Annotated in this window: 24 protein-coding genes; 6 read left to right on the top strand and 18 right to left on the bottom strand. The window is 40.3% G+C overall.

What is annotated here, in order from left to right; genetic code table 11:
* Positions 1-18: 18 nt before the first annotated feature.
* A complete protein-coding gene (locus FCU45_RS00735; protein ID WP_137011293.1) occupies positions 19-3,036 on the top strand; it encodes an EAL domain-containing protein in 3,018 nt (1,005 codons plus the stop codon).
* Between the two features lie 6 nt (positions 3,037-3,042).
* Here the strand turns inward: FCU45_RS00735 and FCU45_RS00730 are convergent, their stop codons facing one another.
* The 13 genes from FCU45_RS00730 to FCU45_RS00675 all read right to left on the bottom strand — a co-directional run bounded on the left by FCU45_RS00730 (position 3,043) and on the right by FCU45_RS00675 (position 11,014).
* A complete protein-coding gene (locus tag FCU45_RS00730) occupies positions 3,043-3,249 on the bottom strand; it encodes a hypothetical protein (RefSeq protein ID WP_137011291.1) in 207 nt (68 codons plus the stop codon).
* On the bottom strand, positions 3,246-5,000 hold the full coding sequence (locus FCU45_RS00725) for a Na/Pi cotransporter family protein (RefSeq protein ID WP_188109162.1): 1,755 nt from the start codon (positions 4,998-5,000) through the stop codon (positions 3,246-3,248). The genes FCU45_RS00730 and FCU45_RS00725 overlap by 4 nt, the downstream gene beginning before the upstream one ends.
* A 73-nt stretch (positions 5,001-5,073) precedes the next feature.
* Complete coding sequence (locus FCU45_RS00720) at positions 5,074-5,793, bottom strand: class D beta-lactamase (RefSeq protein WP_137011287.1); 720 nt, start codon at positions 5,791-5,793, stop codon at positions 5,074-5,076.
* Between the two features lie 4 nt (positions 5,794-5,797).
* Complete coding sequence (locus tag FCU45_RS00715; protein WP_137011285.1) at positions 5,798-6,022, bottom strand: DUF2798 domain-containing protein; 225 nt, start codon at positions 6,020-6,022, stop codon at positions 5,798-5,800.
* A gap of 19 nt (positions 6,023-6,041) precedes the next feature.
* Positions 6,042-6,881, bottom strand: coding sequence for a DNA damage-inducible protein D (gene dinD, locus FCU45_RS00710; protein ID WP_223175798.1), 840 nt, complete (start codon positions 6,879-6,881; stop codon positions 6,042-6,044).
* Positions 6,882-7,211: 330 nt separating this feature from the next.
* Entirely contained in the window at positions 7,212-7,676 is a 465-nt protein-coding gene (locus FCU45_RS11540; protein WP_170175806.1) for an FKBP-type peptidyl-prolyl cis-trans isomerase, read from the bottom strand.
* A gap of 11 nt (positions 7,677-7,687) precedes the next feature.
* Positions 7,688-8,038, bottom strand: a complete 351-nt coding sequence (locus FCU45_RS00700; RefSeq protein WP_137011283.1) for an MmcQ/YjbR family DNA-binding protein — start codon at positions 8,036-8,038, stop codon at positions 7,688-7,690.
* Positions 8,039-8,079: 41 nt separating this feature from the next.
* Positions 8,080-8,613 carry a pyridoxamine 5'-phosphate oxidase family protein gene (locus tag FCU45_RS00695; protein WP_137011281.1) on the bottom strand — a complete coding sequence of 178 codons (534 nt, stop codon included), beginning with the start codon at positions 8,611-8,613 and terminating at the stop codon, positions 8,080-8,082.
* A gap of 11 nt (positions 8,614-8,624) precedes the next feature.
* Positions 8,625-9,245 carry a fumarylacetoacetate hydrolase family protein gene (locus tag FCU45_RS00690; protein ID WP_137011279.1) on the bottom strand — a complete coding sequence of 207 codons (621 nt, stop codon included), beginning with the start codon at positions 9,243-9,245 and terminating at the stop codon, positions 8,625-8,627.
* Positions 9,242-9,664: a PhzF family phenazine biosynthesis protein gene (locus FCU45_RS00685; RefSeq protein ID WP_137011277.1), complete on the bottom strand. Its 423-nt coding sequence runs from the start codon at positions 9,662-9,664 to the stop codon at positions 9,242-9,244. The genes FCU45_RS00690 and FCU45_RS00685 overlap by 4 nt, the downstream gene beginning before the upstream one ends.
* 104 nt (positions 9,665-9,768) lie before the next feature.
* Positions 9,769-9,894 (bottom strand): MmcQ/YjbR family DNA-binding protein, encoded by a 126-nt coding sequence (locus FCU45_RS11765; RefSeq protein WP_281276862.1) that lies wholly within the window; start codon positions 9,892-9,894, stop codon positions 9,769-9,771.
* Positions 9,891-10,268: a cupin domain-containing protein gene (locus FCU45_RS00680; protein WP_137011275.1), complete on the bottom strand. Its 378-nt coding sequence runs from the start codon at positions 10,266-10,268 to the stop codon at positions 9,891-9,893. Before FCU45_RS00680 ends, FCU45_RS11765 begins: the two co-directional genes overlap by 4 nt.
* Positions 10,269-10,396: 128 nt before the next feature.
* A complete protein-coding gene (locus FCU45_RS00675) occupies positions 10,397-11,014 on the bottom strand; it encodes a hypothetical protein (RefSeq protein ID WP_137011274.1) in 618 nt (205 codons plus the stop codon).
* Positions 11,015-11,244: 230 nt separating this feature from the next.
* Between FCU45_RS00675 and FCU45_RS00670 the strand changes: the two genes are divergently transcribed.
* The 3 genes from FCU45_RS00670 to FCU45_RS00660 all read left to right on the top strand — a co-directional run bounded on the left by FCU45_RS00670 (position 11,245) and on the right by FCU45_RS00660 (position 13,494).
* Complete coding sequence (locus FCU45_RS00670; RefSeq protein WP_170175805.1) at positions 11,245-11,682, top strand: DsrE family protein; 438 nt, start codon at positions 11,245-11,247, stop codon at positions 11,680-11,682.
* Positions 11,683-11,758: 76 nt separating this feature from the next.
* Positions 11,759-12,424, top strand: coding sequence for a Crp/Fnr family transcriptional regulator (locus FCU45_RS00665; protein ID WP_137011270.1), 666 nt, complete (start codon positions 11,759-11,761; stop codon positions 12,422-12,424).
* Positions 12,425-12,492: 68 nt separating this feature from the next.
* Positions 12,493-13,494: a hypothetical protein gene (locus tag FCU45_RS00660; RefSeq protein ID WP_137011268.1), complete on the top strand. Its 1,002-nt coding sequence runs from the start codon at positions 12,493-12,495 to the stop codon at positions 13,492-13,494.
* A 5-nt stretch (positions 13,495-13,499) separates the two neighbouring features.
* Here FCU45_RS00660 and FCU45_RS00655 read toward each other — a convergent pair whose 3' ends face one another.
* From FCU45_RS00655 to FCU45_RS00635, 5 genes are all read right to left on the bottom strand, one after another.
* Positions 13,500-16,298, bottom strand: a complete 2,799-nt coding sequence (locus FCU45_RS00655; RefSeq protein WP_137011266.1) for a helicase-related protein — start codon at positions 16,296-16,298, stop codon at positions 13,500-13,502.
* Positions 16,299-16,382: 84 nt separating this feature from the next.
* On the bottom strand, positions 16,383-19,457 hold the full coding sequence (locus FCU45_RS00650; protein ID WP_188109161.1) for an efflux RND transporter permease subunit: 3,075 nt from the start codon (positions 19,455-19,457) through the stop codon (positions 16,383-16,385).
* A complete protein-coding gene (locus FCU45_RS00645) occupies positions 19,457-20,524 on the bottom strand; it encodes an efflux RND transporter periplasmic adaptor subunit (protein ID WP_137011262.1) in 1,068 nt (355 codons plus the stop codon). The genes FCU45_RS00650 and FCU45_RS00645 overlap by 1 nt, the downstream gene beginning before the upstream one ends.
* A complete protein-coding gene (locus FCU45_RS00640) occupies positions 20,521-21,717 on the bottom strand; it encodes a TolC family protein (RefSeq protein ID WP_137011260.1) in 1,197 nt (398 codons plus the stop codon). Before FCU45_RS00640 ends, FCU45_RS00645 begins: the two co-directional genes overlap by 4 nt.
* Before the next feature lie 69 nt (positions 21,718-21,786).
* On the bottom strand, positions 21,787-22,101 hold the full coding sequence (locus FCU45_RS00635; protein ID WP_137011258.1) for a hypothetical protein: 315 nt from the start codon (positions 22,099-22,101) through the stop codon (positions 21,787-21,789).
* 157 nt (positions 22,102-22,258) lie between these two features.
* On the opposite strand from FCU45_RS00635, the gene pta reads away from it, so the two are divergent.
* Positions 22,259-24,343: a phosphate acetyltransferase gene (gene pta, locus FCU45_RS00630; protein ID WP_137011256.1), complete on the top strand. Its 2,085-nt coding sequence runs from the start codon at positions 22,259-22,261 to the stop codon at positions 24,341-24,343.
* Positions 24,340-25,506 carry an acetate/propionate family kinase gene (locus tag FCU45_RS00625; RefSeq protein WP_137011254.1) on the top strand — a complete coding sequence of 389 codons (1,167 nt, stop codon included), beginning with the start codon at positions 24,340-24,342 and terminating at the stop codon, positions 25,504-25,506. The genes pta and FCU45_RS00625 overlap by 4 nt, the downstream gene beginning before the upstream one ends.
* The last annotated feature ends 45 nt before the right edge of the window (positions 25,507-25,551 follow it).

The raw sequence follows: 25,551 nt of genomic DNA, 5'->3' as shown, positions 1-25,551 counted from the left end.
CGCAAGGAACTCTAAAGGATGAGACTGGATTTAAAGGCGAGACTGCTTTTTTTGCTGATAGTTCCGCTATTTTTCGTAATGCTCTTATCATCGATGATCTTGCTTGAGATATATGATGACAAAAAAAATCTTGAGTTTACAAGACATCATATACTTGAAGCAGAGACGATATCAAAAGTAGTACACTATATGCAGATAGAGCGAGGTGTTACCTCCGGACTTATTGCAGCCGGAAACTTAGATGAGAACAATGAGAACCTCTTAGAGGCAAAAAAGAACCTCAACCGCGCTCTTGAAGATGCAAGAGAGATAATATCAGATTGCACCGTCTGCAGAAACAATGTGGACACTCTCGCTCATCTCGATAAGATAAAATCAAGAAACAGTGACAATCTTCTCGGTCTCTCAACCATTAACGCAAGAGCCTACTATACGAAAAATATCGCATTTTTCCTTGATCTTATAAAATCCACTCCTGCACAGATGGACGATATGGAGAATAGAAACTACATACAGGCATACAGCTACCTCTCCTCTGCAAAAGAGTCTTTAGGGCAGACCAGAGCTATTTTAGTGGAACTCTTTACAAGCAAGGAGTATTTAGATGAGCCTTTTACCGCATTTAAAGAGGATCTACGAATATACTCCCTTGAAACGAACAACTTTAAGACAACCGCACCAATGGATATTCTTAACTTTTACTACGATGTTTACAGGGGCGAAGTGGTAGATGAAACATTTAGGATGATAAATATTGCCGTCAAAAACAGATATGCGGCAGATTTGGGAATAGAGCCTCCGTACTGGTTTGAAAAATCTACACAGACCATCAATCTTCTAAAAGAGGTCGAAGACAGACTCTTTAACGATGTAAAAATACTCATCAACGATAAACTCGATTTCACCTCCTATAAACTTGTAACTCTTATTGCATTTTTGATCATCTCTGCTATTGTCGTTACATTTTTAATGATACTTATAGTGAGAAAGATCCTCTTCTCCGCCGACAATTTAGAGAGAGAGTATGGAAATTCGCAAGCTCTTTTAGAGCAGTACAAATCTACGGTGGATGGAACTTTTATAGTCTCAAAGACGGATGCAGAGGGCATTATCACATACGTAAACGAAGAGTTTTGCAAACTTAGCGGCTACTCCAAAGAGGAGCTTATCGGAAAGTCACACAACATTATGAGACATCCAGATATGCAAAAAGAGGTATTTACCGATCTGTGGCATACAATAAAGGATTTAAAAAAGACCTGGGTCGGAGATATGAAAAATCTCTCTAAAGACGGCTCTTCGCACTGGTTAAGAGCGATTATAAACCCTATTTTAGATAGTGATGGAAATGTTGTTGAGTATATCGGGATGAGAACCGACATAACACAGCAAAAAGAGATAACAAGATATTTTGAAAACCAGTTAAAAATCTCTACAAAAAACTTTGACTTCTCCATGCACCTCTCCAAGGAGTATGAAAAGGCAATAGACTCAAGCACCATTCTCTCAAGGGTAGACAAATATGGAAATATTACCTATGCAAACGATAAGTTTTTAGAGATAAGCGGTTACTCTCTTAATGAGCTTGTTGGAAAGAGTCAAAGTGCAATGGGTCAATGCGAGGTTGCCAAAGAGGAGTCTGGCGATGTTTGGCAAGAGGTTTCCAGCGGTAAAATTTGGCACGGCATAATAAGAAACATAACAAAATCCGGAAAAGATTTTTGGGCAAAAACTACGATAGTGCCTATCAAAGATCTAAACGAAGAGATCGTAGAGTATCTTGTCATAAAATTTGACATAACCGAGATCGTAGAGCAGAGAAAAGAGTTTGAACGCATCGCAAAAACAGATCCGCTTACAGGATGCGGAAACAGATTTAGACTTAACTACGAGATGCAGGAGCTTGAAAACATCTCCGTTGCGGTATTTAACATAGACAACTTCAGACAGATAAACGACTTCTACGGACATCAGTTTGGGGACATGATAATAAAATTCACCGCAAATAAAATATATAACCTCTTTTTACGAGACGAAAAATTCAGATTTTATAGGCTTCAGGGCGATGAGTTTATTGCCATAGCCATAGACTACTCAAAAGAGCTCTTGATAGAAAAGGTCAAACAGATATTAGCGGCCATAAAGGAGAAATTCACTATAAAAGATAAAGATATGCTCATCTCTTGTACCTGCGGTATCTCTTTTGAAGACAAAGAGTACCTCCTCTCAACCGCAAACATGGCACTTAAAGTTGCTAAAAAAAGCAATGTCGATTTCTTGGTCTACCGTGAAGAGATCTCTTTGAACCGCCAATATGAGAACAATATCACATGGACAAGAAAACTCTCAAATGCGCTAAAAGAGAAAAATATCATCACCTACTATCAGCCGATAGTCAAAAATTCAGACCTCTCTTATGAAAAGTATGAGTGTCTAGTAAGAATTAAAGACGGAGCAAAGGTAGTATCTCCTTTCTTCTTCCTTGACGTTGCAAAACAGACAAGACAGTACTTTGACATTACAAAAACAGTTCTTTATCAGGCGTTTGAGATGTTTAAAGAAAAAGATGTCGAGTTCTCCATAAACCTCTCCATCCTAGATATACTTGAGCCTAAAATCTCCAAATATATTCTCTCCATGCTAAAGAAATATGACATAGGCTCAAGAGTTGTCTTTGAGATAGTAGAGTCTGAATATATGGAGAATTTTGAGGGCGTTATGAACTTTATCGGCGAGATCAAAAAGTATAACTGTAAAATTGCCATCGACGACTTTGGAACAGGTTATAGCAACTTTGAGTATCTTATAAAACTAAAAGCGGACTACCTAAAAATAGACGGCTCTATTATAAAAAATATAGACAAAGATGAGAACGCATATTTGGTTGTATCGACCATAGTCGAGTTCTCAAAGAAGCTTGGAATGAAAACCATTGCCGAGTATGTAGAGAGCGAAGAGATATTCAAGATCGTAAAAGAGCTGGGCATCGACTACTCTCAGGGCTACTACTTCTCAGAACCTAAAGAGGGTCTCTAAAAGAGGCTAAACTCTCTCAAGAAGCTTTTTTAGGATGTAGAGCTTGGCTCTTAGATCTGAAGCCTCCTCATCATCCTTTGCGCTCTTTATCTCTTTTTTTGTCTGCTCTATCTTTTTGTGAAGCTTCTCTCTTAGCTTCTGCTGTTTTTTCTCATCACTTATCTCGCTGAAGAAGAGCTTCTCTATCCCTTCAAATACCTTATCTATCTTCATTCTTTTACCCCCAATGTTCTTATGTCCGGATCCTTTATCCACAATATTGTAGCAACTTGTATCAACTTTTGTGTTACATCATACGCAAACGAGCTGTCGTTAATAAGTGATGTCGCCATCTTTGAGTCAATCTTTCTCTCTCGTATAAGTGCATCTATCCTGCTGTTTTTTATATTGTCCAGCGCCTTTGTGCTCTCTTTTAGAAGCTCCGTAGTAGAGATAACATCCAGCTCGTCATCATGCTCTTTTATCTTCTCTATGGTATCGATCGTCTTTGCTATATAGACTCTTAGATTGTCATACTCCTCTTTAATGTACTGGTTCTTAGACTTGGAGTAGTAAAAGATGTTTTTTTGCAGATCTCTCATACTTTTTAGAGCCTCTACTATCTCTCGCGAAGCAAGCTTTAGATCATACACCCTGTTCTGGTCATCTTCGTTCATGTTCTCCTGAGAAAGCGTTGCATAGTGGATGATCTCGCCGTATAGCGATTTTATCTTGCTCGCATAGAACTCGTTTACATCTGTATTTATACTTATCTCGGAGCTCTTTACAACCCCCTCAATGTCTTTAGAGCCTATAAACTCGTGACGGTGCAGGAACATTGAGTGCGAGATAGCTTCAATAGCGCTGTTATAGAGGTGAATTATCTCTTTTTTTATGGATTCGATCGCTGCGTCCGGGACGTTGATGACGACATTGTCAAGATAGAGCGGTTTTAGCGCATAGATATTTACCTCTATAAAAAGTGTCTCCAAATACTTCACGAGCCTGTGCGTAAAAGGAGATACCATCATAACACCGATGAGATTGAAGATAGTGTGAAAAAGTGCAAGCTTCATAGCATAGTCACCATCTGCAATGCCGACTTTTAAAGCCAAAAATGCCGTTAAATCGCTAAGCGGGTAGAGGAAGAGTATTGCAAATGATGCCGTTATGATGTTAAAAATGAAGTGCGCAACCGCGACTCTCTTACCGTTTGAGTTTGATGAGATGGCGCCAAGAGCCGCCGTGATGGTAGTGCCTATATTTGCACCTATTGCCAGTTCGATCGCATTGATGTAGATGATCTGATTTGCTGCAAGAGCGGTGATGATAAGCGCCATAGTGGCACTGCTAGACTGCATAATAACTGTTGCAACTATACCAAGCGAGATATATACCAAAGCACCAAAATAGCCCTCAACAGCGAACTTTGAGATATCAAGTGTCTTTTGCAGAACCTCAAAACCGTCTTTCATGTAATCGATACCAAGAAAAACAAATCCCAGCCCAAGAAGTATCTTTCCCACCCCCTGATAACTCTTGGACTGGGCAAACTTAAGCACTGCGCCAAAGATTATCATAGGCATCGCATAAGTAGCTATATCTATCTTTACACCAAAAGCAGAGACTATCCAAGCCGTCGTAGTTGAGCCGATATTTGAACCGAAGATCACCCCAATTGCGCCACTTAGCGTAATAAGCTCCGCACTTAAAAATGAGATGATGATGACAGAGACCAAAGAGGAGCTCTGCATAATGGCAGTTGCTACAAACCCCGTACCTATAGCTTTTGGCAGAGTGTCCGTACTGACTTGCAACACCCTCTCAAGCACCCCACCGCTAAAGAGCTTAAAGCCATCCTCCATAAAAAGCATACCGACCAAAAATATAGCGACACCGGCGATGATGATCTTGTAGTCGTCGCTGTAAAAGACCACAAATGCAAGTGCAAGTAAGAAAAACTGAAAATAGTACTTTTTAAACATCAACGACCTTGGATGATATGAGTGTGATTTAACATACTACTATCTTTTGTTTTAAATTTGCTTTTTAGTAAAATCATCTTTTTAAATACTCTAGTGCAACTCTTTTTGCCTCTAGCCCGTTTGCGCCATCGCCCTTGATATTAAAAGCAAAAACAGTAGTGTTATCACTATTTTGCACAAAACCCACAAACCAACCAGCTCCGGCGCAGCTTCCTGTTTTTGCCGCCAATTTATACTCCCCCTGCTCTTGTAAAGTCATAATATCTTTTGTAATATTCATGGCGCGAGGCGAAAACGGCAACTCATTTTTAGCAAGTGCTGCCATAAAATCTACTTGTTCATTTAGCGATATTTTTATACTTCCGCCGCCAAGCCAAAAGCCATCCAACGAACTTGAAATATCCATGTTTCCATATTTTATAGCTTTTACGCTCCTACTCATCTGATCCTCACCAATGCGCCGTGCCAACTCTTGATAAAACCATACTGTAGATACGGCTATGGCAGAGCGCATTGAGTGATCGCGGTTCCATGCTTCATACTCTCGCCTCAATCCATCCCACTCTATGATCTCATCTTCATCTTTAATCGCTTTGCTATCAAGAGCGATCATTGAGTTTAAGATCTTAAAAGTTGAACATGGACTAAGTCTCTCATCCGCTCTGCTTCCAAAAATTTTTTTTTCTAAACTGTTCAAATCTAAGATAACCGCACTTCCGTCATACTTGCCAAAATTTGGTTCTTTATCAGATAGCGGCAAAATCAACATAAATACAATAAGCAGTTTATACATTTTTTTACTTTGACGCTATTTTCATAGCAAGCTTACGGGCAAAGGGAAATACAAGCAGTATGGTAGGAAATGCAATAACATAAGCTACCAGCCATGCATGTATCCAAATTGAGACGAAATCATCCACCCACCCTAGGTTAATAAATGTGATCGCTCCCGACATGATAAAACTCATAAAACCAGAGAGCAAAAGGGATTGAACCTGATGAAGATATTTTGCTGAAACCATTTTTTTCCTTACTAATGTTTTACTTTAATTTATCCTTGCCATTTAAAGTTTTTTTCTTCTCACTAGCAAGTTTCCTCTCTACTTTTTTGATGTCTTCTTCAGGTTTTACATTTTCAGGAACAATTCCGCGAGAGATGAGGGTTTCTCGTACTGCTTTATTGTTAGTTACATGTTCATTTGAGATTTGATTCTCACTTTTCATATTCTTTTCTTTTGCATTGTAGATGGTTATTTCCGTTGCAAAATCTTTTGCTTTTAGCAATATAGTCGGCATAAAATCGGCTAAAGGTTTGTTTTTAATATTCCATCTCTCTTTCATCTGTGCCGTTGTACGGTTGAAAAGTGCCTGATCGCCTTTGCTTCTAATATATGCAAAATCATTATTGCCTCCTGTTTGCTCATATATTACTTTTGATAGTTCTTTTTCTGTTTGAGCTAATTTAGCTCTAGCTTCCACCCTCTCGTTTTCCAGCAGCCTTTGTTCAACAAGTTCGGCTTTTCGTGTTTGAAGGGCAAAGTAAGTTTGGGCAAAAGCAATCTGCTCTTTTTTGCTGTCACCGTTTTGAGCTATGAGATAACACGCATAACGAGTAAGCATAATGTCATCGACTTCTTTTTTTGCACCAGAACCTATTTCAACCATTTTGTTAACGTCAACAAAATGGTCTGCAATATTTTGACCCGAGACTTCACAAGCCGTTTTTGCTTTTAAGATAGCATTTTGAAAATTACGCCATTCTGTATAACCAAGCAGATGTTGCAAGTCTCTCGCCAACCAAAACTCGACACCATCATCTGTTTTATTTACAAAATCTTCAAAATTTTGAGTCAAGCTGTGAATAAGCTCTTTTTCTATCATTTTACACTCCAAAAATCAAATAATTACAAATATATTAGCAAGAAAAGTTGAGAGTCATAAAATATATGGCTATTTGTCATATATTTTATTTCTTATTTTCACATGCCAAGCACTATCTTAATTTTTAAAACTCTTTCATCTGCTTTGATAAAACTGCACTTTATATTTTGCATTTTATTAGAGTTATTCTTTAACTTTTAATCACTTTATTATTCAAAACTCATTGACCACTGAATACCAGTTAATTCTCTAAAAACCTTCATTTGCATAAATCCATAAAAAACTTTATACTCTTTAAGGTTTGAATACTGCTCCATTAATGCATTGAATTTAAGTTACCACTCCATGCTCCGCCTTAAGCAGCTCTTCTGCAGCTTCATCCGAGAGCTGTTCTATCTCTAATATCTTGCCGCTTGCTACGAGCGGGATGCCTGCTAGTTCATGATTTGCGTTGAGGACTGCATGTTTTTTTTCTATGCTCTCAACTACATAAATGACATCTTCCTCTTCGCCGTCAAGTTCTGCACCTACATATATATCATCAGGCAGATCATCCAGCAGTTCTTTTAAAACCAAAGTCTCATCGTACTCTCCAAACGCTTCTGTCGGAGTGAGCGTAACATGAAAAGTATCACCTGCTTTTTTCCCCTCAAGCTCATCTTCTAGCTTTTTAAAGATTTGATTATAGCCGCCGTGAATATACATAAGCTCCTCACTCTCATCAATGATGTTGCCCTCTTCATCTTCTAACTTTATAAGCATTGACACGACAGTGTTTTTTTTGATTTTATCCATGGAGATTCCTTTTATTGTCCGAGTGACTCTTTTTGTTTTTTGGTAAGTTTACCGTAAACAAGCTCATAAGAGTGGTCGATTAGCTCTTTTAAAAGCGCATCATCCACATCGCCGCCGAGCCTTACGGTGTTCCAATGTTTTTTGTTCATATGGTAGCCGCCTTTTACAGAATCATACAAAGAGCGAAGTTCTAGGGCGTAAATGGGGTAGCATTTTAGGTTTATGGATAGCGGCTCTTCATCCGCCGTAAGTGCAAACATTTTGTCGGCGACACGATAGACCCGCACCGTTTTATCAAACGGATAGTCAAAAGTAGCTCCATTTTTAGAGAGCAAATAGGTATCTAACTCAGCAAAGTTCATTTTGTGCACCTCTTACATAAAAACTAAGATTAAACATACTACTATTTTTTGTATTTGCTCAGATCAGGCGGTGTATGATTTTTTTGCATATAACCCTCCAAACGCCTCTCTTCATCTGAGTCTTGACACCACTCACGCAAATCGTTTCGCTCGCCCTTAAACTCATAGTAAGGCATGCTCATACCACAGCTATGCTCTACACAGTAGATATGAAGCTTCACAAAACGGCGCATACCTGAAAAATCGCTACCTTCAAAAAGTGAGCGTGCGTAATCGTCATGTTTGTCGATAAGCTCACCTTTGCAAAAAAGACGCAGATTAAGAGGCTGCTTTTCAAACGACACAAAAAGCACCGTAACCTCGCCGCCTGCCTCAATATCACGTGCAGTACGGTTACCGCTGCCCGCATAATCCATAAAGATCGCCTCATTCTCCCCGATAACCCTAAAACAGTCATACCCTCTAGGACTCAGGTTCACTTCACCGTTGTTGCTTGCACTTGCTATGAAAAAGAGATGCTGAGCATCTATAAACGCTCTATCCTCTTGGCTGAGCTTCTCGTATCGTTTGCCCATTGTAAACTCCTTTATTTTTTATTCTCTTTAACTTCCCACTTTGAAACGACCAAAAGTTCTTCGTTGCAATAGATTTTTCCCTCAAAAAGATCGCCTATTTTATAGGTTGCCACCCCTTTTGGCGTGCCGCTCATGATTATATCACCGTCTTCAAAACTCATAAATGAAGCGATCTCTCTCAGCATCACGTCGGGTTTGTAGATCATCAGATCATAAGTCGCAAACTGCCGTAACGTGTCGTTAATAAAAAGTTCAAACCGCAACTTCGTAATATCGCCGTTAAAAGCGACAAAATGCCCCAGCACCGCTGAACTATCAAACGCTTTGGCACGCTCCCATGGCAAGCCTTTGGCTTTAAGGCTGTTTTGGGTATCTGCTTTGGTGAGATCGAGCCCAAACCCTACGCCCGCAATATTTCCTTTTTCAATCAAAAAACATATCTCCCCCTCAAACCTCGTATCCTCGCTGATAAAAAAGAGCATGTCGCTGACACTTGAATTTGGCTTGTTGAATACGACAAGATTTTCTGGTATCTCATTGCCCAGTTCGTGTATATGTTCGACGTAGTTGCGCCCGATACAGACCACTTTGCTCGGTGTAACAACGCAGTTTTCAAAGAGAACGGTTTTCATAGCTGTATCACTCCCTCAAGATATTTCACGGCGTAACCTGCCATGATCTCTTGCGAAAAAGCCTCTTTCAAAGCACGCGGAGTTTCACATGGGATAAGCTTTTGAGCAGGAAAATCCATCACGTAGCGTTCACCATCTTTTCGTACCCGAAGTAAGCCACTTTTTGACTCAAAAAGCACAAAAGCACTTGAAAGCGTGGCATGTCCGCACATATCTACCTCTGTCAAAGGGGTAAACCAACGAATGCGGTAGTACGCCTTCTCCTTGACAAGGTACGCCGTCTCAGATAGATTATTTTCCATCGCGATCTTTTGCATTAACGTATCGTCAAGCCACGCTTCAAGCGGCACAACCGCCGCAGGATTTCCCTCAAAAACGGTTTTAGCAAATGCGTCGATCTGGTAGATCTTTAGATTCATTTTTTCTCCTAGAGTGTTATTAAAAGCAATATCTAAAATTTGTACTACATATGCCTTTGAAAAGATAGCTTCACAATGTCATATACTATTTTAAACTATCTTTACTACCTAAAGTTTTTTCTTCTCATCAGCTTTACTGCCAAAGACTCTCTAGCCGCCGTAAGCGCAAACATCTTGTCAGCGATACGATATATACGTGCTGTTTTATCAAATGGATAGGCAAAGTTCACTCCTTCCCTCCTTGCACCCTTTGACTCACATTTGAGATCTCAAATATCACTACATCACCATCGGCAACAAACGGACCATGTAGCTCAAACGGCGGTCGGCTGGCGTAATGCCCCTCTTCTAGCCATATACCAAATGCCTTGTCGTAGAGCCGACCTTTTACAACAAATATCTCTTCGGGGTAGTCGTGGCTCTTTGCGCCGAACTTTTGAGAGTCATAGCCGTCTTTAAAGAGTGTGAGTCTTGTATAATCTCCCGTGATCTCATCCTCGGCAAGTGTAATATAGAAAATATTTCCCTCCGATCCTTCGAGCTCGTTCCACATATCAAGATTCTCGCTCGTCAGCGGATTAAAATAGCTATATGTTGATTTCATCTATCCCCCCATTTATGCTAAAAAATAGTAACACAAATCAGTTTATAGTATCATATTTTATCGGAACCGTTTTTGCTTGTTGTATATCATTAAAACTATAAAGGGTTATCATACGACTTTTTTGAAGTTCATTTCACTCCTAAAATATTCATTAGCTCTTGTATCCTACGGTCACTTTCAATTTTTTTTGCCATATTTTGATGGATAATTTCACTACTTTCTTTGTCTAAAATAACTTTGTTATAGTAGTCTTGGTTTGATATGACTCCATTTTCTTGGAGGGCTTCTTGAAAATAGTTCTCTAGTAAAGAGCCATAACTCTCTATCTCCGTTTTATGCTCTGTTATAAATTTATCATTAGCTAAGCTCTGTTGATGTTTAGAGTCTTTTTGAAGGTACTCTTTTATTTGCGATTTTTCATCACCGGCTAGCATATTGTCATTTGTTAATGTTCCAACGAAATTCCAAAAATCGTAATTTATTTCACCGATTTCATTTGAAGGCACAATATAATCTTGAAACCAAGAAGGAAGAGAATAAGCTTCAACGGGAAGTGTATCAGTACTTTGAGATGTAGTATTTTCACTTGTTTTAAGTAGTTGTTTTGCTTCATCGGAAATAGTCACTCTGTCTGTTTTTTTAGATCTCTCTGTTGTTGATTCAGCATATTTAGGATCTAAAGTCTGGTTTTGTAAATTAGAGTTATATGCATTATATCCGGTTTGTAAATTATTGATTATCATCATTCATCTCCCTATTTTTATAATTAAGACTCTACATGCTAAAAGAGCAAAATCTGCACCACTTTTTCACATTTATAGTAATGCTGCTCATTTTTACCGTATGCTTAATTGACTATGAACTATGCCAAATTTTTAAGAGAGATTATGTGATAAGAGTCACACAACAAAGTTCTCAAATTTTCTACAATTCTCACATGCATCAAAAAATGCAAAATTATCTTAGGAGGGTTGAAATGAACCTCAAAAAATTAGTTGCAGGAATCCTTGGAGTCTTTTTATTGGTATCAAGTGTAAATGCAGATACAAACGAGAGTAAAAATACGAAAAAAATAGTCGTAACAATCACGGATAGTTCTATAGTAAAATCAGGTTTTGGCTTAGCGGTTGCAAATGCAATGCAAGATGCAGGAATCCAAAGTACAGTTTTTGTCTCCGCAGAAGCAGTCGATTTTGCACTCAAAGACGGAAATCACGAAAAATTTGCAGGAAGTTCTGCACAAGAGTGGATAACACAACTCATAAAAAAAGGCGGTAAAGTTATGATTTGTGAAGGCTTTGTAAAACTTGGCGGCATTAAGAATAGTGATATGGTCGATGGCGTAGGTGTTTCTTCTCCTGCTAATTTAGCAGGTGCGCTTTACGTTCCAAACACACAAGCGATGACTTTTTAGTTTTCTAAGACAGTAACTCCTACTTCAAAACATGATATGATTTTTCATATCATGTTATTTCAACTTAAGGGCAATTATGCAACTTCAAGAGTATCAGTTTTTTAAATCCTTAGAACCACATGCCATACAAAAAGTACAAGAAGATGCCAAAATAGTCTCTGCTGGAGTCGGCTCGTTTCTCTATTATCAAGGCGATATAAATGATGGAATTTTATTTTTAGAAAAAGGTTCAGTCAAAGTTTTTTTACACTCCGACGAAATAGGCAAAGGGGAGATCACACTGTACTATATAACCCCAGGGGAGCAGTGCCTCGTCAATACGCTGAGCACTATTTCTCAAACTCCAGCGACTGCAACAGCAATTGTAGATGAGAGTATAACAGGATGGTTAGTTCCTACAAAAACTATGCAATGGCTTGTTGAAAATTCTCCCGCCTACAGAGAGTTTAAAGTTGCATTTTGTGCACAAAGACTCGGAGAGATATTTCAGCTTGTTGAAGAGCTTCGTTTTAAAAGAATGGACCAAAGAGTGCTAAATTGGCTTTTTGTACAAGGAAGAGGCACAATACATACGACCCATGAGCAGATAGCAACTATTTTAGGAACCTCAAGAGAGGTAATAAGCAGAATTTTAAAAAATCTTGAAAAAGAAGGAGTTGTTTCACTCGGTCGCGGTTGGATAAAACTCATGCAGGGCTTTACTTCTCTGCACATTCCAAATCAGAAAAAGATTACTCGCTAAAACAGTATCATATTTTGTCGGAACTGTTTTTGCTTGTTTTATATCATTAAAACTATAAAGGAGTGGTTATGGAGACTTCTGCCGCTTATCAAAGCTATTTAAATGTAATGAAAAACTACCAAACAACACAAGGGCGCAGGGATTATCAGGCTCCTTTTGCCGAGAGTTTTGAGCTTATCTACGCAAAAGCGCAAGAGCAAGATGTCAAACTCTCAAATGCCAAAAACTTTTTGGAGTCACTCTCTCAAAGTGAACTAAGAACACTTCAAAAATACTCTGGTCTTGCAGATTCTATCAATGTAAACTCGCTCTCTGCCGAGGGCGCATACAACCTACTCATGCATGACAATGAGCAGTATGATTTTGACGGCAACGGAACTGCGGAGGTTGGAATCGGTAAGCATATATTGCCCGTTCCCATGAATATGCCTGCCGATGTTCAAGAGGCGTATATTTCGGCTATGAACTCTCTTAGCGACAAAGATAAACTTATGGCGATGACGCTTACATTTGACCCTGCACGCTTGGATGCGCTTATAAACAACAAGCCCTATACTCCGACTAATATGGACTACAACTACCTGAAGAGTAGAGTTGACAATATGCTAAATCCTCAAAACGGAGGGTATACATCTCTCGAAGCAAAAGAGAGCATAACGGCATTTTGGAACGCTTTTGATGCATCTTACAATGGAGACAAAACTCAAAATACGCAAACTCAAAGCGAGGAGAACATTGCGGTAGAGAAATTTTTAAATGACCTGCGCACAAAAGGAGCCGCTAAATTCTTGGCTGATCTGAATCAAGAGAAGATAGACAAGATGGTAGAGGAGTATAAACAGAAGCTCATAGAAGAGATGGGCGACTCTCCCGAAGCCATGGAGAAGATAGCGAAACTTGTAGATGAGTTCAAAAAGAACCTTATCGAAGAGATGAGAGAGAAGATGCAAGATGAGCTGAAAAATGCCAAAGATGTAAATTCTGTAAAGCTTGACACCTTTATGATGACCATGCTCAACAATATGCAGGAAAAAGAGCCTTCGCCGCTCAAAGAGCTGCTAAAGGCATAAACGCGCTACCTCTTCCTATACCCTCTATTGCTTATCCCTCGTCCTGCGTAGTTTTTCTTAAAGCATGACTGGCAGATGCCGTAAGGGGAGTTTGGCGGCAGCGGTGCGTTGCACATTCTGCACTTTGTGGCAAGCTGGCTCTGCTGAAGCGAGTTTTCTATAAACTTGTTTAAAACCCCTCTTGCGGCTCTGGCTCTGCCTGCATCTACAAAGTAGTCGCTAAACCTGTAGCTCAACCAGAGATAGAGCGAAATCTCCTTTACCATATCTTCGGCGCGCAGAAGCTCATCCGTCGTCTGTGCATAACTTCCGCTTAGCGGCGGAGCGATGTAGGGAATAGGCATCTTCTTCTCAAGCGCCCCCAAGTAACTCTCATACGCTGAGATGATATATGGCGATTTGAGAGTTAGCGGCGCGCATGCCAGATGGTACTTTGTAGCGATGTCAAGATCATAACTGTCCACCAAAACGGATACTTCAAGCATATCATCCAGATTTGTGGCGATAAAAGGACCGTCAAACTCCATATTTTTTGCAAAAAACTTTAGTATCTCATGAAGCGACTTCTCTTCCAAAATACTTCCCACAAGCTTTATATGGTCAAGATTTGCCATAACTTTAAAAGGGATGGTTATCGCTTTTGCCTCTTTATGAAAATTCTTCTTTATCACATTTAAAACATCGCCGCTAAGCGCTCCGACATAACCGTTCTCATGCAGACCAAATCTTCCCGCACGACCCGAGATCTGATGGATCTCGCTTGGAAGCAGGCTTCTATCGCTTACGCCGTCAAACTTCTCTGCTTTTGAGAAGAGTATGGTTTTTATGGGCATATTTAGCCCCATGGCAATGGCATCGGTGGCAACCAGTATCTGCGTCTCGCCTGCACGAAATCTTCTTGCCTCTTCACGCCTTACCTCTGGGGAGAGATTGCCGTAAACTACGCTAACGCTGAAATATTTTGAAAATATCTGTTTTAGTTTTAGCACATCTTTTCTGCTAAAAGCGATGATCGCAGTGCTAGGCTCTACGTCCTTTTCATGAGTAGGCTCATTCAATAACGTGAGCGGATTTTTTCTCTCAAACTCTACAATTTCAAGCTCTTCGCCCAGATACTCGGCAAGTGCTATAACCGCATTTTTTGCGTTTGGCGAACCCGTCATAATGATCTCTTTTGCGGGTGCGCCTATGATGGCATTTGCCCATGCCCAGCCGCGGTCACGGTCATCTATCATCTGCACCTCATCGATAACGCAGACATCTACATCCACATCAAAGTTTACCATCTCGATGGTTGAGCTGATGTGTGTTGCTTCTTCGCTGAGAATCTGCTCCTCGCCGGTTATCAAAGAGGCTTCAACTCCGCTCTCCCTTAACTCCTCATACCCCTCAAGTGCGAGAAGTCTAAGCGGTGCAAGATAGTACCCTGTGTCGGCATTTTTTAGCTTTTTCATCGCCTGATAAGTCTTTCCGCTGTTTGTCGGGCCTATGTGAAGAGTTAGCTTTCTTCTCATGTCGCGTGCTAGCGGGAAAAGGTTTTTAAACTCTCTTATTGTGCGCGCCAAGAGTTCGTATCTCTGTTTTTTAAGTATCGCATCGTGTATATTATGTACAAACCGTCTCACGCTTTTTCGCGCGATTTTTGAAGAGATATTAAGAGATGCGCTCAGCAGCTCTAAAAGCACATCGTAGATTTTGGCATAAAGCGCTTCAGGAGTTAGATGAAGCAGAGCGGCGTATGAGTTACACTCCTCTGCAAGAGCCGCTAGATCACTCAAAGACTGCTCTTCATGCTCTCTTTTTGACTCATTTACAACGTCGCTGAAATCAAGCTCGTTCGCACTCCAAATATCCTCCAAAAGAGAGTTAAGCTCTATATGCAGCTCCAAAGTGTACTCTTGGCTCTTTTTGCTGTATGGCAACTGCAGACTCTCTTTCACTCTTACTAAAAGCTCCTCCTCGTGAAGCTCTATCTCCACATCTCCTAGCTCTTTTGAGATAATGCCCAGCAGAATACTCTCTTTTAAAAGCGGGTATGAGACCTTTGTCTTTGGCGGAGTTGCTCGAAGTGCGCCTACTATCTCTTTTTGGCTCAAGTACGGATGCGGATCTTTGAGCTTTTTTATAAAAGCCTCTATCTCTTTTTGTTTTTTTGCTCTGACTCTCTCTTTTTCTTCCAGTATCTCATCTATAAGCTGCGCTTCATCACACTCTTGTAGATACTCATACTCGTAGACTTTTGTGTTAAGCGTGAGTATCTTGTGAAAGCTCTGTCCATACAAAACATAGTGAAGCGAAGCATTAAACTCCAAAGAGTCGTCAATGTCAAAAAAAGCGTCAACCCTCTTCTCAACGCTCTCTTTTTTGAGGTTGTACCTGATGTGGCGGAGTTTTGACTCCATCTTCTCAATGGTAATCTTTTTGCTTCTGACATCTGCAAACGATTCATGCAGAAGCGCTGCCTCTTCATGTGTGACATCAAGTTCGCCTATGAGCACATCTATCTTATCTTCTCTGTCCAAATTGGGCTCTTTTGGAGTAGTTGATTTATAAACCTTGCCCTCGCTTGCAAAAAAGTTTAAAATGTCAGAGCGAAAATCTCCGTTCCCCTCGCTCCACAACATTCTTGCCAACTTCACAAGCATATCTTTGCTCTGATCGATATCATACATTCCAAGTGTCGTAAACATCTCGCTTAGCGTGTGCGTGCTTACTCTTGCGACTCCTACGTCAAATGGGTCGTCGTCAAAATATTTTCTTATTTTTTGGTTTATTTTTGAGTTTTTCTTATTTTTCTTTGCCATACAAAATTGTAGCCAAAAGCCTTTAATAATAGAGGAGAAATTTTATATTATGCACTACGGTTACAGTGCATAATAGTTTTAATTCTACGGTTTTTCCAAATCAGACTCTTTGGTAAATTTCAGATAAAGTAGCGGCAATACAATAAGTGTTAAGAGTGTAGAACTTATCAGGCCGTTGATGACTACAATAGCGAGTGGTTTTTGTATCTCTGAACCCGGACCGGTTGCAAAAAGCAGTGGTACGAGACCAAATGCCGCAATTGTTGCAGTCATAAGAACAGGACGAAAACGCTTCAGAGTACCTTGGCGTACGGCGTCTATAACTCTATATCCATTGTCCACAAGATGGTTGAATGTATTTACAAGAACAACCCCGTTTAAGACCGCAATACCAAGAAGTGCAATAAAACCTACCGATGCTGGAACAGAGAGATATTCGCCGCTTAGGTAGAGTCCTGCGAATCCACCGATGAGTGCCAGCGGAACATTTATTAGAACAAGCAGTGCCTGAGTTATTGAGTTAAATGAGACAAATAGCAAGATAAAGATCAGAAAAAGTGCTATCGGCACAATTATCATCAGTTTTGCAGCCGCTCTTTGTTGATTTTCAAACTCGCCGCCGTAGGCTATATAGTACCCCTCTGGCAGATTTACATTCTGCTCTATTTGCGCCTTTACATCCTCAACAAAGCCTACAAGGTCGCGATTTTCCACATTGCTCTGAACAACGGTTTTACGGTAGCCGTTCTCATGCTCTATCTGCACCGAACCCGTTGTTTTAGAAAATGTCACAAGAGCCTTCAGCGGCACACTTCTGCCATCTCCAAGAGTATAGTAGAGCGACTCTAGAGTATTAAGAGAGTTTTGCATAGCAGAGTTGCCTTTGACCATAAGGTCAATCCGCCTCATCTCCTCTTGGATGATGCCTACCTGAGTCCCATTGACCATTGTTTTCATAAATAGGGCAATTTCCTGCTCACTCACTCCATAGTAGCCAAGAGCTTCTTTGTTAAAACTAAGTTCAAGATACTCTACCCCTTCATTGCTCTTTTTATAGACATCCCTACTTCCCTCTGTCTTTTCCAAAATAGTTTTTATCTCTTGCGCGATCCTCTCAAGCTCGTCATGACTCTCTCCAAAGATATCGATAGCCAAATCACCGCGAACTCCCGTTAGCATCTCAGAGATACGCATCTCAATGGGCTGCGTAAAAACATACTCTACCCCACGCATCTCATCAAGAGATTTTCTTATCTCATTTTTTACCCACTCTTTTGAGGGCTCGCGCCACTCCTCTTGCGGTTTGAGAATAAAAAAAGTGTCTGTGTCGTTTAGGCTCATCGGGTCAAGTCCAAGCTCGTCAGTTCCGGTGCGTGCTACTATAGATGAAATCTCAGGAACATCTCTCATCAATTTTGTCTGAATCTTATTGTTAAGCTCTATGCTCTCCTCAAGACTGATGGATGGCAGAGACTCTATCATTACAATCATAGTTCCCTCATCCATGGTCGGCATAAAGGCTTTACCAGTTTTTGAAGCGAGGTAAAGAGAGAAGCCAAAGAGCAAAAAGACAGTGACAAAGACGACAGTCGCATGTTTGATCGCATAATCAAGGGTAGGCTTAAAAAACTTTAGCAAAATTTGAATCAGCCAAGACTCTTTATCGGGACGAATTTTCAGTATAAACGAACTTAGCACCGGTATAAGCGTCAGTGCAAGTATTAGAGAACTAAAAAGAGCAAACACGATACTAAGTGCCACAGGCTTAAAGAGTTTTCCCTCCAATCCTTCAAGCGTTAAGAGCGGCATAAATACAATGATGATGATAAGCACGCCAGTTACGATAGATGGCGCCATCTCAACTGCAGCATGATAGATAATGTGCGTCTTTTTCTCATTTTTACGCTTCTCATTTCCAAGCTCTGCAGTAATGTGCTCAACCATAACAACTGCGGAGTCGACTAGTATGCCTATTGCAATGGCAAGACCACCCAGACTCATAAGATTAGCGCTCAGATCGAAGTAATCCATAGCAATAAAACTCATAAGCAGCGCAAATGGCAAGATAAGTGCGACGCTAAAAGCTGAAGCGAAGTTTCCAAGCAGAAGTAGAAGAACAATGATAATAAGAACAGTTGCTTCCACTAGTGAATTTTTTACGGTATCTGTCGCGAGATCAACAAGGCTTGAGCGATCATAAAAGATCTCTATTTTTGTATCAACAGGAAGCATTGACTCCATTTTTAAGAGCTTCTCTTTTGCCTCTTTGACAACTTTTTGTGTATTTGCCCCCTTAAGTCCTAAAACTATCCCCTGCACCGCCTCGCCATTTCCATTTTTTGTTGAAAAACCTGCGCGCGTGAGGTGACCGATATGCACATCTGCTATATCTTTTATATAGATGGGCTTGTTTGCAATTGTCGTAACACTTAAGTTCTCAATATCATAAATATCATTGATCCTCCCAACACTACGCACAAGCACGCTGTTTACCCCTTGTGTCACACGTCCTGCACCATCATTTAAGTTGTTTTTCTCCAAAGTTTCAAGAAGCTGCTCAAGCGTGATCTGGTAGGTTCGCATCATATCGAGCCTTGGTGTCACTTCATAGGTCTTAACCTTGCCTCCAAGAGAGTTGACCTCCGCTACACCGTTAATAGAACGGATCTGAGGTGCGATAACCCAGTCAAGTAAAGAGCGTTTTTGTATTAGATCAAGTGTAGGCGACTCGATCGTAAACATTAAAATTTCACTCAGCGGCGTACTGATGGGGGCAAGCCCTCCTTCAAGATTTGCAGGTAGCTCATCCATTATGGCATTAAGACGCTCGCTTACCTGCTGACGTGCCCAATATATATCAGTTCCCTCTTCAAAGTCGATGGCAATATCACAGATGCCATATTTTGAAGTTGAGCGAATAATTGTCTGATATGGGATTCCAAGCATCCCCATCTCAACCGGAATAACAATGCGTGATTCCACCTCATCAGGCGTCATACCGCTTGATTTCATAATAATTTTTACCTGCGTAGGCGAAATATCCGGAAAAGCGTCTACTGCAAGATTGTTGTATGACTTGATACCAAAACCCAATATTACAAGAGCCAACAGAGATGTAAAAAGCCTCTGTGAGAGCGCAAAAGAGATAAGCTGGCGCATTATTCGTCCTCTTGGAGTCTATTTTGCAGGATGCTTGTTCCACTCACGGCGATCGGCTCTTTAAGCTCCTCTTGATACTCCAGATAACAAACGTCACGATTCTCTGAGAGCACATTTACTTTGAGCAAACTGTATGTCTCTCCTTTTTTTACAAACACCATATTCTCTTCATCTTCTCTGATAAGAGCTTTCTTGCTGACTACAAAAGCGCGTTTTGCAACACTTAATTCGACCTTTGTTCTGAGTCCGGCTAGAAGATTCGCATCTTTTGGAAGAACAAAACGAACATATCTTGTCTGATTAAGAGGGTGAAGAGTAGGAGATATAAGGAGTATCTTCGATCTTATCTCATCTTTGCCAACCTTTAAAGTAACCTCCTGCAAAGGCTGCAGAGTTTTTGCAACCTCTTGTGGAATATCTGACTCTATCCAATTTTCTCCGTCTCTTTTTATAACAAAAAGAGCGCTTGATGGAGAGACATTCTTGCCTACTTGAATATCTGTTTGTAAAACCACCCCGTTAACCGGTGAGCGAAGTTCGATATTTGTAAAAATTGCGAGTTCTTCAAAGAGTTTTTGAATCATCCCATCCGTCGCTCCGTAAGATCTAAGAAGCGCTTTTGAAGCTTGAAGCTTTATGGTGTCTCTTTTCATATTCTCATTAGCTATCAGGCACTCTTTTTGGGCAATTATCTCCTCTTTGCAGAGTTGCGCTTTTCGATCTGCCTCATTTTTACTATATGAGAGCTCTATCCAAGTATCGATTGCCTCTTTTTGCGCCTCTATCCACTCTTGTGAACTCAAAGTTGCAAGAAGCTCACCTTTTTTTACACTCTCAAACTCTGTTTTGTGCAGCTGCGCCACTTGTGCTTCATAAGGCAAGGAGGTAGTGTGAAGAAGTTTTGGCGGGATAGTGACCTGCATCATATAGACATCAAGAGGCACATGTGTGACCTCTTTTGCTTTGGCACTCTGAATCTGCCAGCTTTTTTCCTCTTGTGGTGTAAGTGTGACATCTGCGCTAAGCCAAAGTGCAAATAGCATCTGCACCATAATTATTTTTTTCATAGTTCTTCCTTCGTTTGTAAAATGCTATAGAGTTTAAATAGTGTTTCGTAATATTTTTTGTAATGTTCGATAAGCTCTTTTTTAAGGCTTGTAAGCTCTCTTTGGCTTAAAAGATACTCTATAACGGAGTCCTCCCCAAGTTCATAAGCGCTTTTTACAAGAGGCATCAGCTCATTTTCATACTTCTGTACCATAGCTTGGTATGCGGTTATATTTTCATAATTTTGCAAGAGCTCTTTTTTAAGCGCCTCTGCATATGAGCTCTTCTGTAACCTTACTCCCTCTTTTTCGTGCATAAGCGCACTTTTTTTATGCATAGCTGCTGCACGGTTATCTTCGTTAAAGGAGTTTGTAAAATTAAGCGGCATAGAGAGCGAGAAGACAAATCTATCAGTATCAAGCTCATTCTCATAAGCTGCTCCAAGAGTAAAAGAGTCAAAAGAGACGTTATACCTCTCAAAATCACTCTGATATGTCAAGATCTTTTTATCGATCGACTGCTCTAAAAGCGTCTCGCCTTCATAATCAAACTGTAGCTCTTTTGTGATCGGCACGATGTCTTTACAGAAGAGCTCATCTTCTCTCAAAGATGGCAAAAGAGCTTTGGACTCCAGATTGTCACGGGAGATATTCACCTCATTCTCATAAAGCTTATACTCGGCTTGGATCCTATCGAGCTCTATTTGAAGCGCTAAAAGATCTTTTTTAGAGATCTCGCCATGCTCATAGGCTCTCTTCTTTTTCTCATAAAACTTCTCAAAAGCCAAAAAAGAGTCTCTATACTGCAGAGTGTTTTTTTGGTTTAAACAGTTGACGTGGTAGAGAAGCTTTACCTCTTGGCGCAAAACAAAGAGATCATTCTGCAGCTCTAAGATCTCCGATTCGTTCTGGTATTTCACAGAGTGTGCGGCGCCTTTTTTAGCATCCGGATGCATTATATTTTGAGCCAAACCAACGCTATACTCATACCCCGCTTTATCTGCATCAGGCTTAGCGTACGCTCCTCCTGCCGAAAACTCAAGCGGCTCATTTAGTTCTGAGGCTCTGTTTTGTGAGGAGTGTGCCTCTTTTAGCGATTTGATCGATTTTGAGAGCGGATGTTCATCTTTTACTCTTTGCAGGATCTCATCTAGCGTGATCGTAGCTGCGTTTAGAGAAAAGGCAGCGATCAAAAGAGAGAATACTATTTTCATAATTACCCTTTTTGTGCATAAAAATATGCTTTTATATTTGAATTTTATAGATTTTAAGTGCTTAGAGAGTTATGCTATCGGGGGCTTAAAAAAGTTGAAATAGGCTAGAGATATAAATGTTTTGCTATATTTAAAAAGCTCATCTTTTTCTTGGACAACCGGAGTATAAGATAGTTTTTCTACAAAAAGAAATGCCGAGTGATACTCTGTATGAAGCTCACATAAAATAGCGCTTTTTTCATCCGATGCACTCAGGAGAGCTTTATGAATATAACTGCTTAAAAAGTAGTGATCATCTTTGAGCTTGGCAAAGGCATAGTCATGGACTACTGAGAAGCTTATTGTAGAGAGAAGTAAAAACAGCCATATTTTTTTAAAATTCATTCTAGAATTCTAGTAAAAAACAGTAAATGAACTTCCTCTAAAATGACAAGCCTATCTATTTGCCATAAGCTCTCTTTTGTTTTTTTATATTTGCAACTACAGCCGCTTTTAACAAAAAACATTCTAAGATTTAAGATATCAATTTTTAGGTAGATACATGAAGATCAAATCACTCTATATATCTGCAGGCCAAAAGAACGCAGGTTCACTTTTTATCTCCATAGGGATGATGGAGATACTAAAGAGAAACCTGCACAAAGTCGCTTTTTTTCGCCCTATTATTCTTAGCAGAGATGTTCGTGACAAAGATATCGACTTTATTTTACAAAAGTATGAGCTTGATATGGAGTATGAGGATGCCTATGGCTTTGATTTGGATCACATAGAGAGCATGATCGCCTCAAAGCGAAGCAACGAACTTATAGATGAGCTTATAAAAAAATTTAAAAAGCTCGAAGAGAGTTATGATTTTGTTCTTTGCGAAGGCATAAGAAGAGAGTTTTTAACACCTACGATAGAGTATGACTTAAATATGCTGCTTGCCCAAAACTTCGGCGCGCCGATCATAAACATCATTAACGCAAAAGATAGATCTCTGCAGGATATTTACGAAAACGTATTGATAGAGAGAGAAAATATCTCATCTCATGAATCTTCCCATTTTGCTACATTCATAAACAGAGTGGATGAGAAGAGTTATGTAAAACTCAAAGAAAAACTTCATGGCATCGATGCAAATATATATATATTAAAAGAGGTAAAAGAGCTTGATGTCCCGACCATAGGAGATGTCATAGAGGTCTTAGGTGCCAAGGTCACGCACTGCTTTAACTCCTGCAACACTAGAGCCGTAAGAGGGTTTAAAATAGCTACAGGCAGTGTTGAGAGCTTTTTGAACTCTATCAAAGAGGATGATCTTGTTATCGTTGAGGCTGATAGATCAGAGATCATTCTTGGGATTGTGGGTGCCTTTTACTCAAAAGAGTTTGCAAAAATAAGCGCGATCCTGCTTGTCTCGGGCACAGAGCTGAACCCTAATATTCAAAAGATACTCTTTGGACTTAAAGATTACAATATTCCTATTTTGTCTGTCCCGTTTGACAGCTACGAGAATGCGAAAAAATTATCGAACATTCACTCAAGGCTAAGAGTAGAGAGCGAAAGGAAGATAGCTCTCTCCCTTGGACTCTTTAACTCCTCGGTGGATATCAAAGCGATTGAGCAGAGGATTCAAACGCATCAGAGCAAAGTGATGACTCCGATGATGTTTGAGTATAAACTCTTTGAAATGGCTCAAAAAAAGAGAAAAAAGATACTCCTGCCTGAGAGTCTGGATGAGAGAATACTAAGGGCAGCGGAGATAATCCTTCGCAGAGACGTTGCAGATATAGTGCTACTGGGAGATGAAGAGGAGATAAAAGAGAGTTACCAAAGATTGGGTCTTGATCTTAGCAGAGCTGCAGTTATCGATCCAGAGACTTCACCCCTTATGCAAGAGTTTAGCGATCTTTTTTACGAGCTGAGAAAAGAGAAGGGTTTAAGCCGCCAAAATGCAAAAGATGCAATGACGCATAAGAACTACTTTGCAACTATGATGGTACATCTGGGTTATGCAGACGGTATGGTAAGCGGCGCCGTGCACTCAACCGCGGACACCATAAGACCTGCTCTTCAGATCATAAAGACCACACCTGATGTAACCATAGTCTCAAGCCTCTTTTTTATGTGTTTAAAAACAAAGGTTTTGGTCTATGGAGATTGTGCTCTCAATCAAGACCCAAATGCGGATGAACTTGCTCAGATAGCCATCTCATGTGCTAGAACCGCACACATCTTTGGGATAGAACCAAAGGTGGCAATGCTCTCCTATTCAACCGGCGAGAGCGGAAGCGGCGTAGATGTCGACAAAGTGCGCCAAGCAACGCTCTTTGCCCGCAAAATGGAGCCTGAACTTGAGATAGAGGGACCTATCCAGTACGATGCGGCGATTGACAAAAGCGTTGCATCTCTTAAACTTCCAAACTCAAAGGTGGCAGGAGAAGCAAACGTTTTTATCTTCCCCGATCTAAATACTGGAAACAACACCTACAAGGCAGTTCAGCGCTCTACAAATGCAGTAGCCATAGGACCGATCCTGCAAGGACTTAAAAAACCCATAAATGATCTAAGCCGCGGATGCAGCGTTAAAGATGTTGTAAACACCATCCTAATTACGGCGATTCAAGCAGGAGAGAGAGGTTGAAGATAGCCGTCATAAACTCCGGAAGCTCATCTATAAAGTGTAAAATTTTTCTAATGCCTAGCGAAGAGATGTTGGCGAGCATTGTTGTCGAGAAGATCGGCGAGGAGAGCTCTCTTGTAACATTTAGGCAAAAAGAGAGAAGATTTACGCAAAAAGAGGCTATAGCGACACATCATGAAGCGCTTAAGAAGATAAATAGCATTCTAAGCGAAGAAAATATTGTTGCAAACTTTGCTTCACTTGATGCAATGGCGCACAGGGTCGTTCATGGAGCTGAGCATTTCAAAGAAGCTGTTGTAATTAACGATGCGGTTTTAAAAAAAATAGAAGAGCTTATCCCCCTAGCACCCCTTCATAACGGAGTAAATCTTGAGGGAATCCGCATCAGCCAGAAAAAGGCTCCAAACGTAGCGCAAGTCGCGGTTTTTGACACTGCATTTCATGAAACGATGCCAAAAGAGGCGTACCTCTACGCTCTGCCTTATGAGCTCTATGAGAAACATAAAATCAGAAAATATGGTTTTCACGGAACGTCGCACGCATTTGTTATGCAAGAGGCTGCAAAAACAATGCAAAAAGATGCCACGGAGTGCAATATGATAACGCTTCATCTTGGAAACGGCTCAAGCATCTGCGCCATAGAAAATGGCAAAAGTATCGACACCTCTATGGGATTTACCCCTCTGGAGGGGCTTATAATGGGAAGTAGATGCGGAGATATTGACCCCGCCGTAGTTCTTTATCTTCAAAGAGAGCTCTCTCTTGGTGTTGATGAGGTAGATGAACTTCTTAACAAACGCTCGGGACTTCTGGGAATTTGCGCTCAAAAAGATGTAAGAGAGATTCAAAAAAGAGATGATGAACTCTCTCGTTTGGCTCTTTTGATGTTAAAAAGAAGGGTTGTAAAATACATTGGCTCCTATATGACTCTTTTAAAAAGAGTCGATGCGCTGGTTTTTACAGCAGGAATAGGTGAGAACTCATCATCTCTTAGAGCAGAAATCTTGCGAGATCTTGAAATTTTCGGGATCTTTTTGGATGAGGAGGCAAACCTCAAAAATAGCCTGCTTATCTCAAGTGAATCAAGCAAAATAAAAGTGTTTGTGATCAAAACCGATGAAGAACTCCAAATCGCAAGAGAGACAATAACAATTTTGAGATAACTCTGTTATGTTATACTGCCACATATTAAAAATGGAGTGTACCGC

It is taken from the genome of Sulfurimonas crateris (genome assembly GCF_005217605.1).
Lineage (GTDB): Bacteria > Campylobacterota > Campylobacteria > Campylobacterales > Sulfurimonadaceae > Sulfurimonas > Sulfurimonas crateris.
Note: the sequence above shows the minus strand (reverse complement) of the source record. Positions and strands in the feature narration are given on the sequence as shown.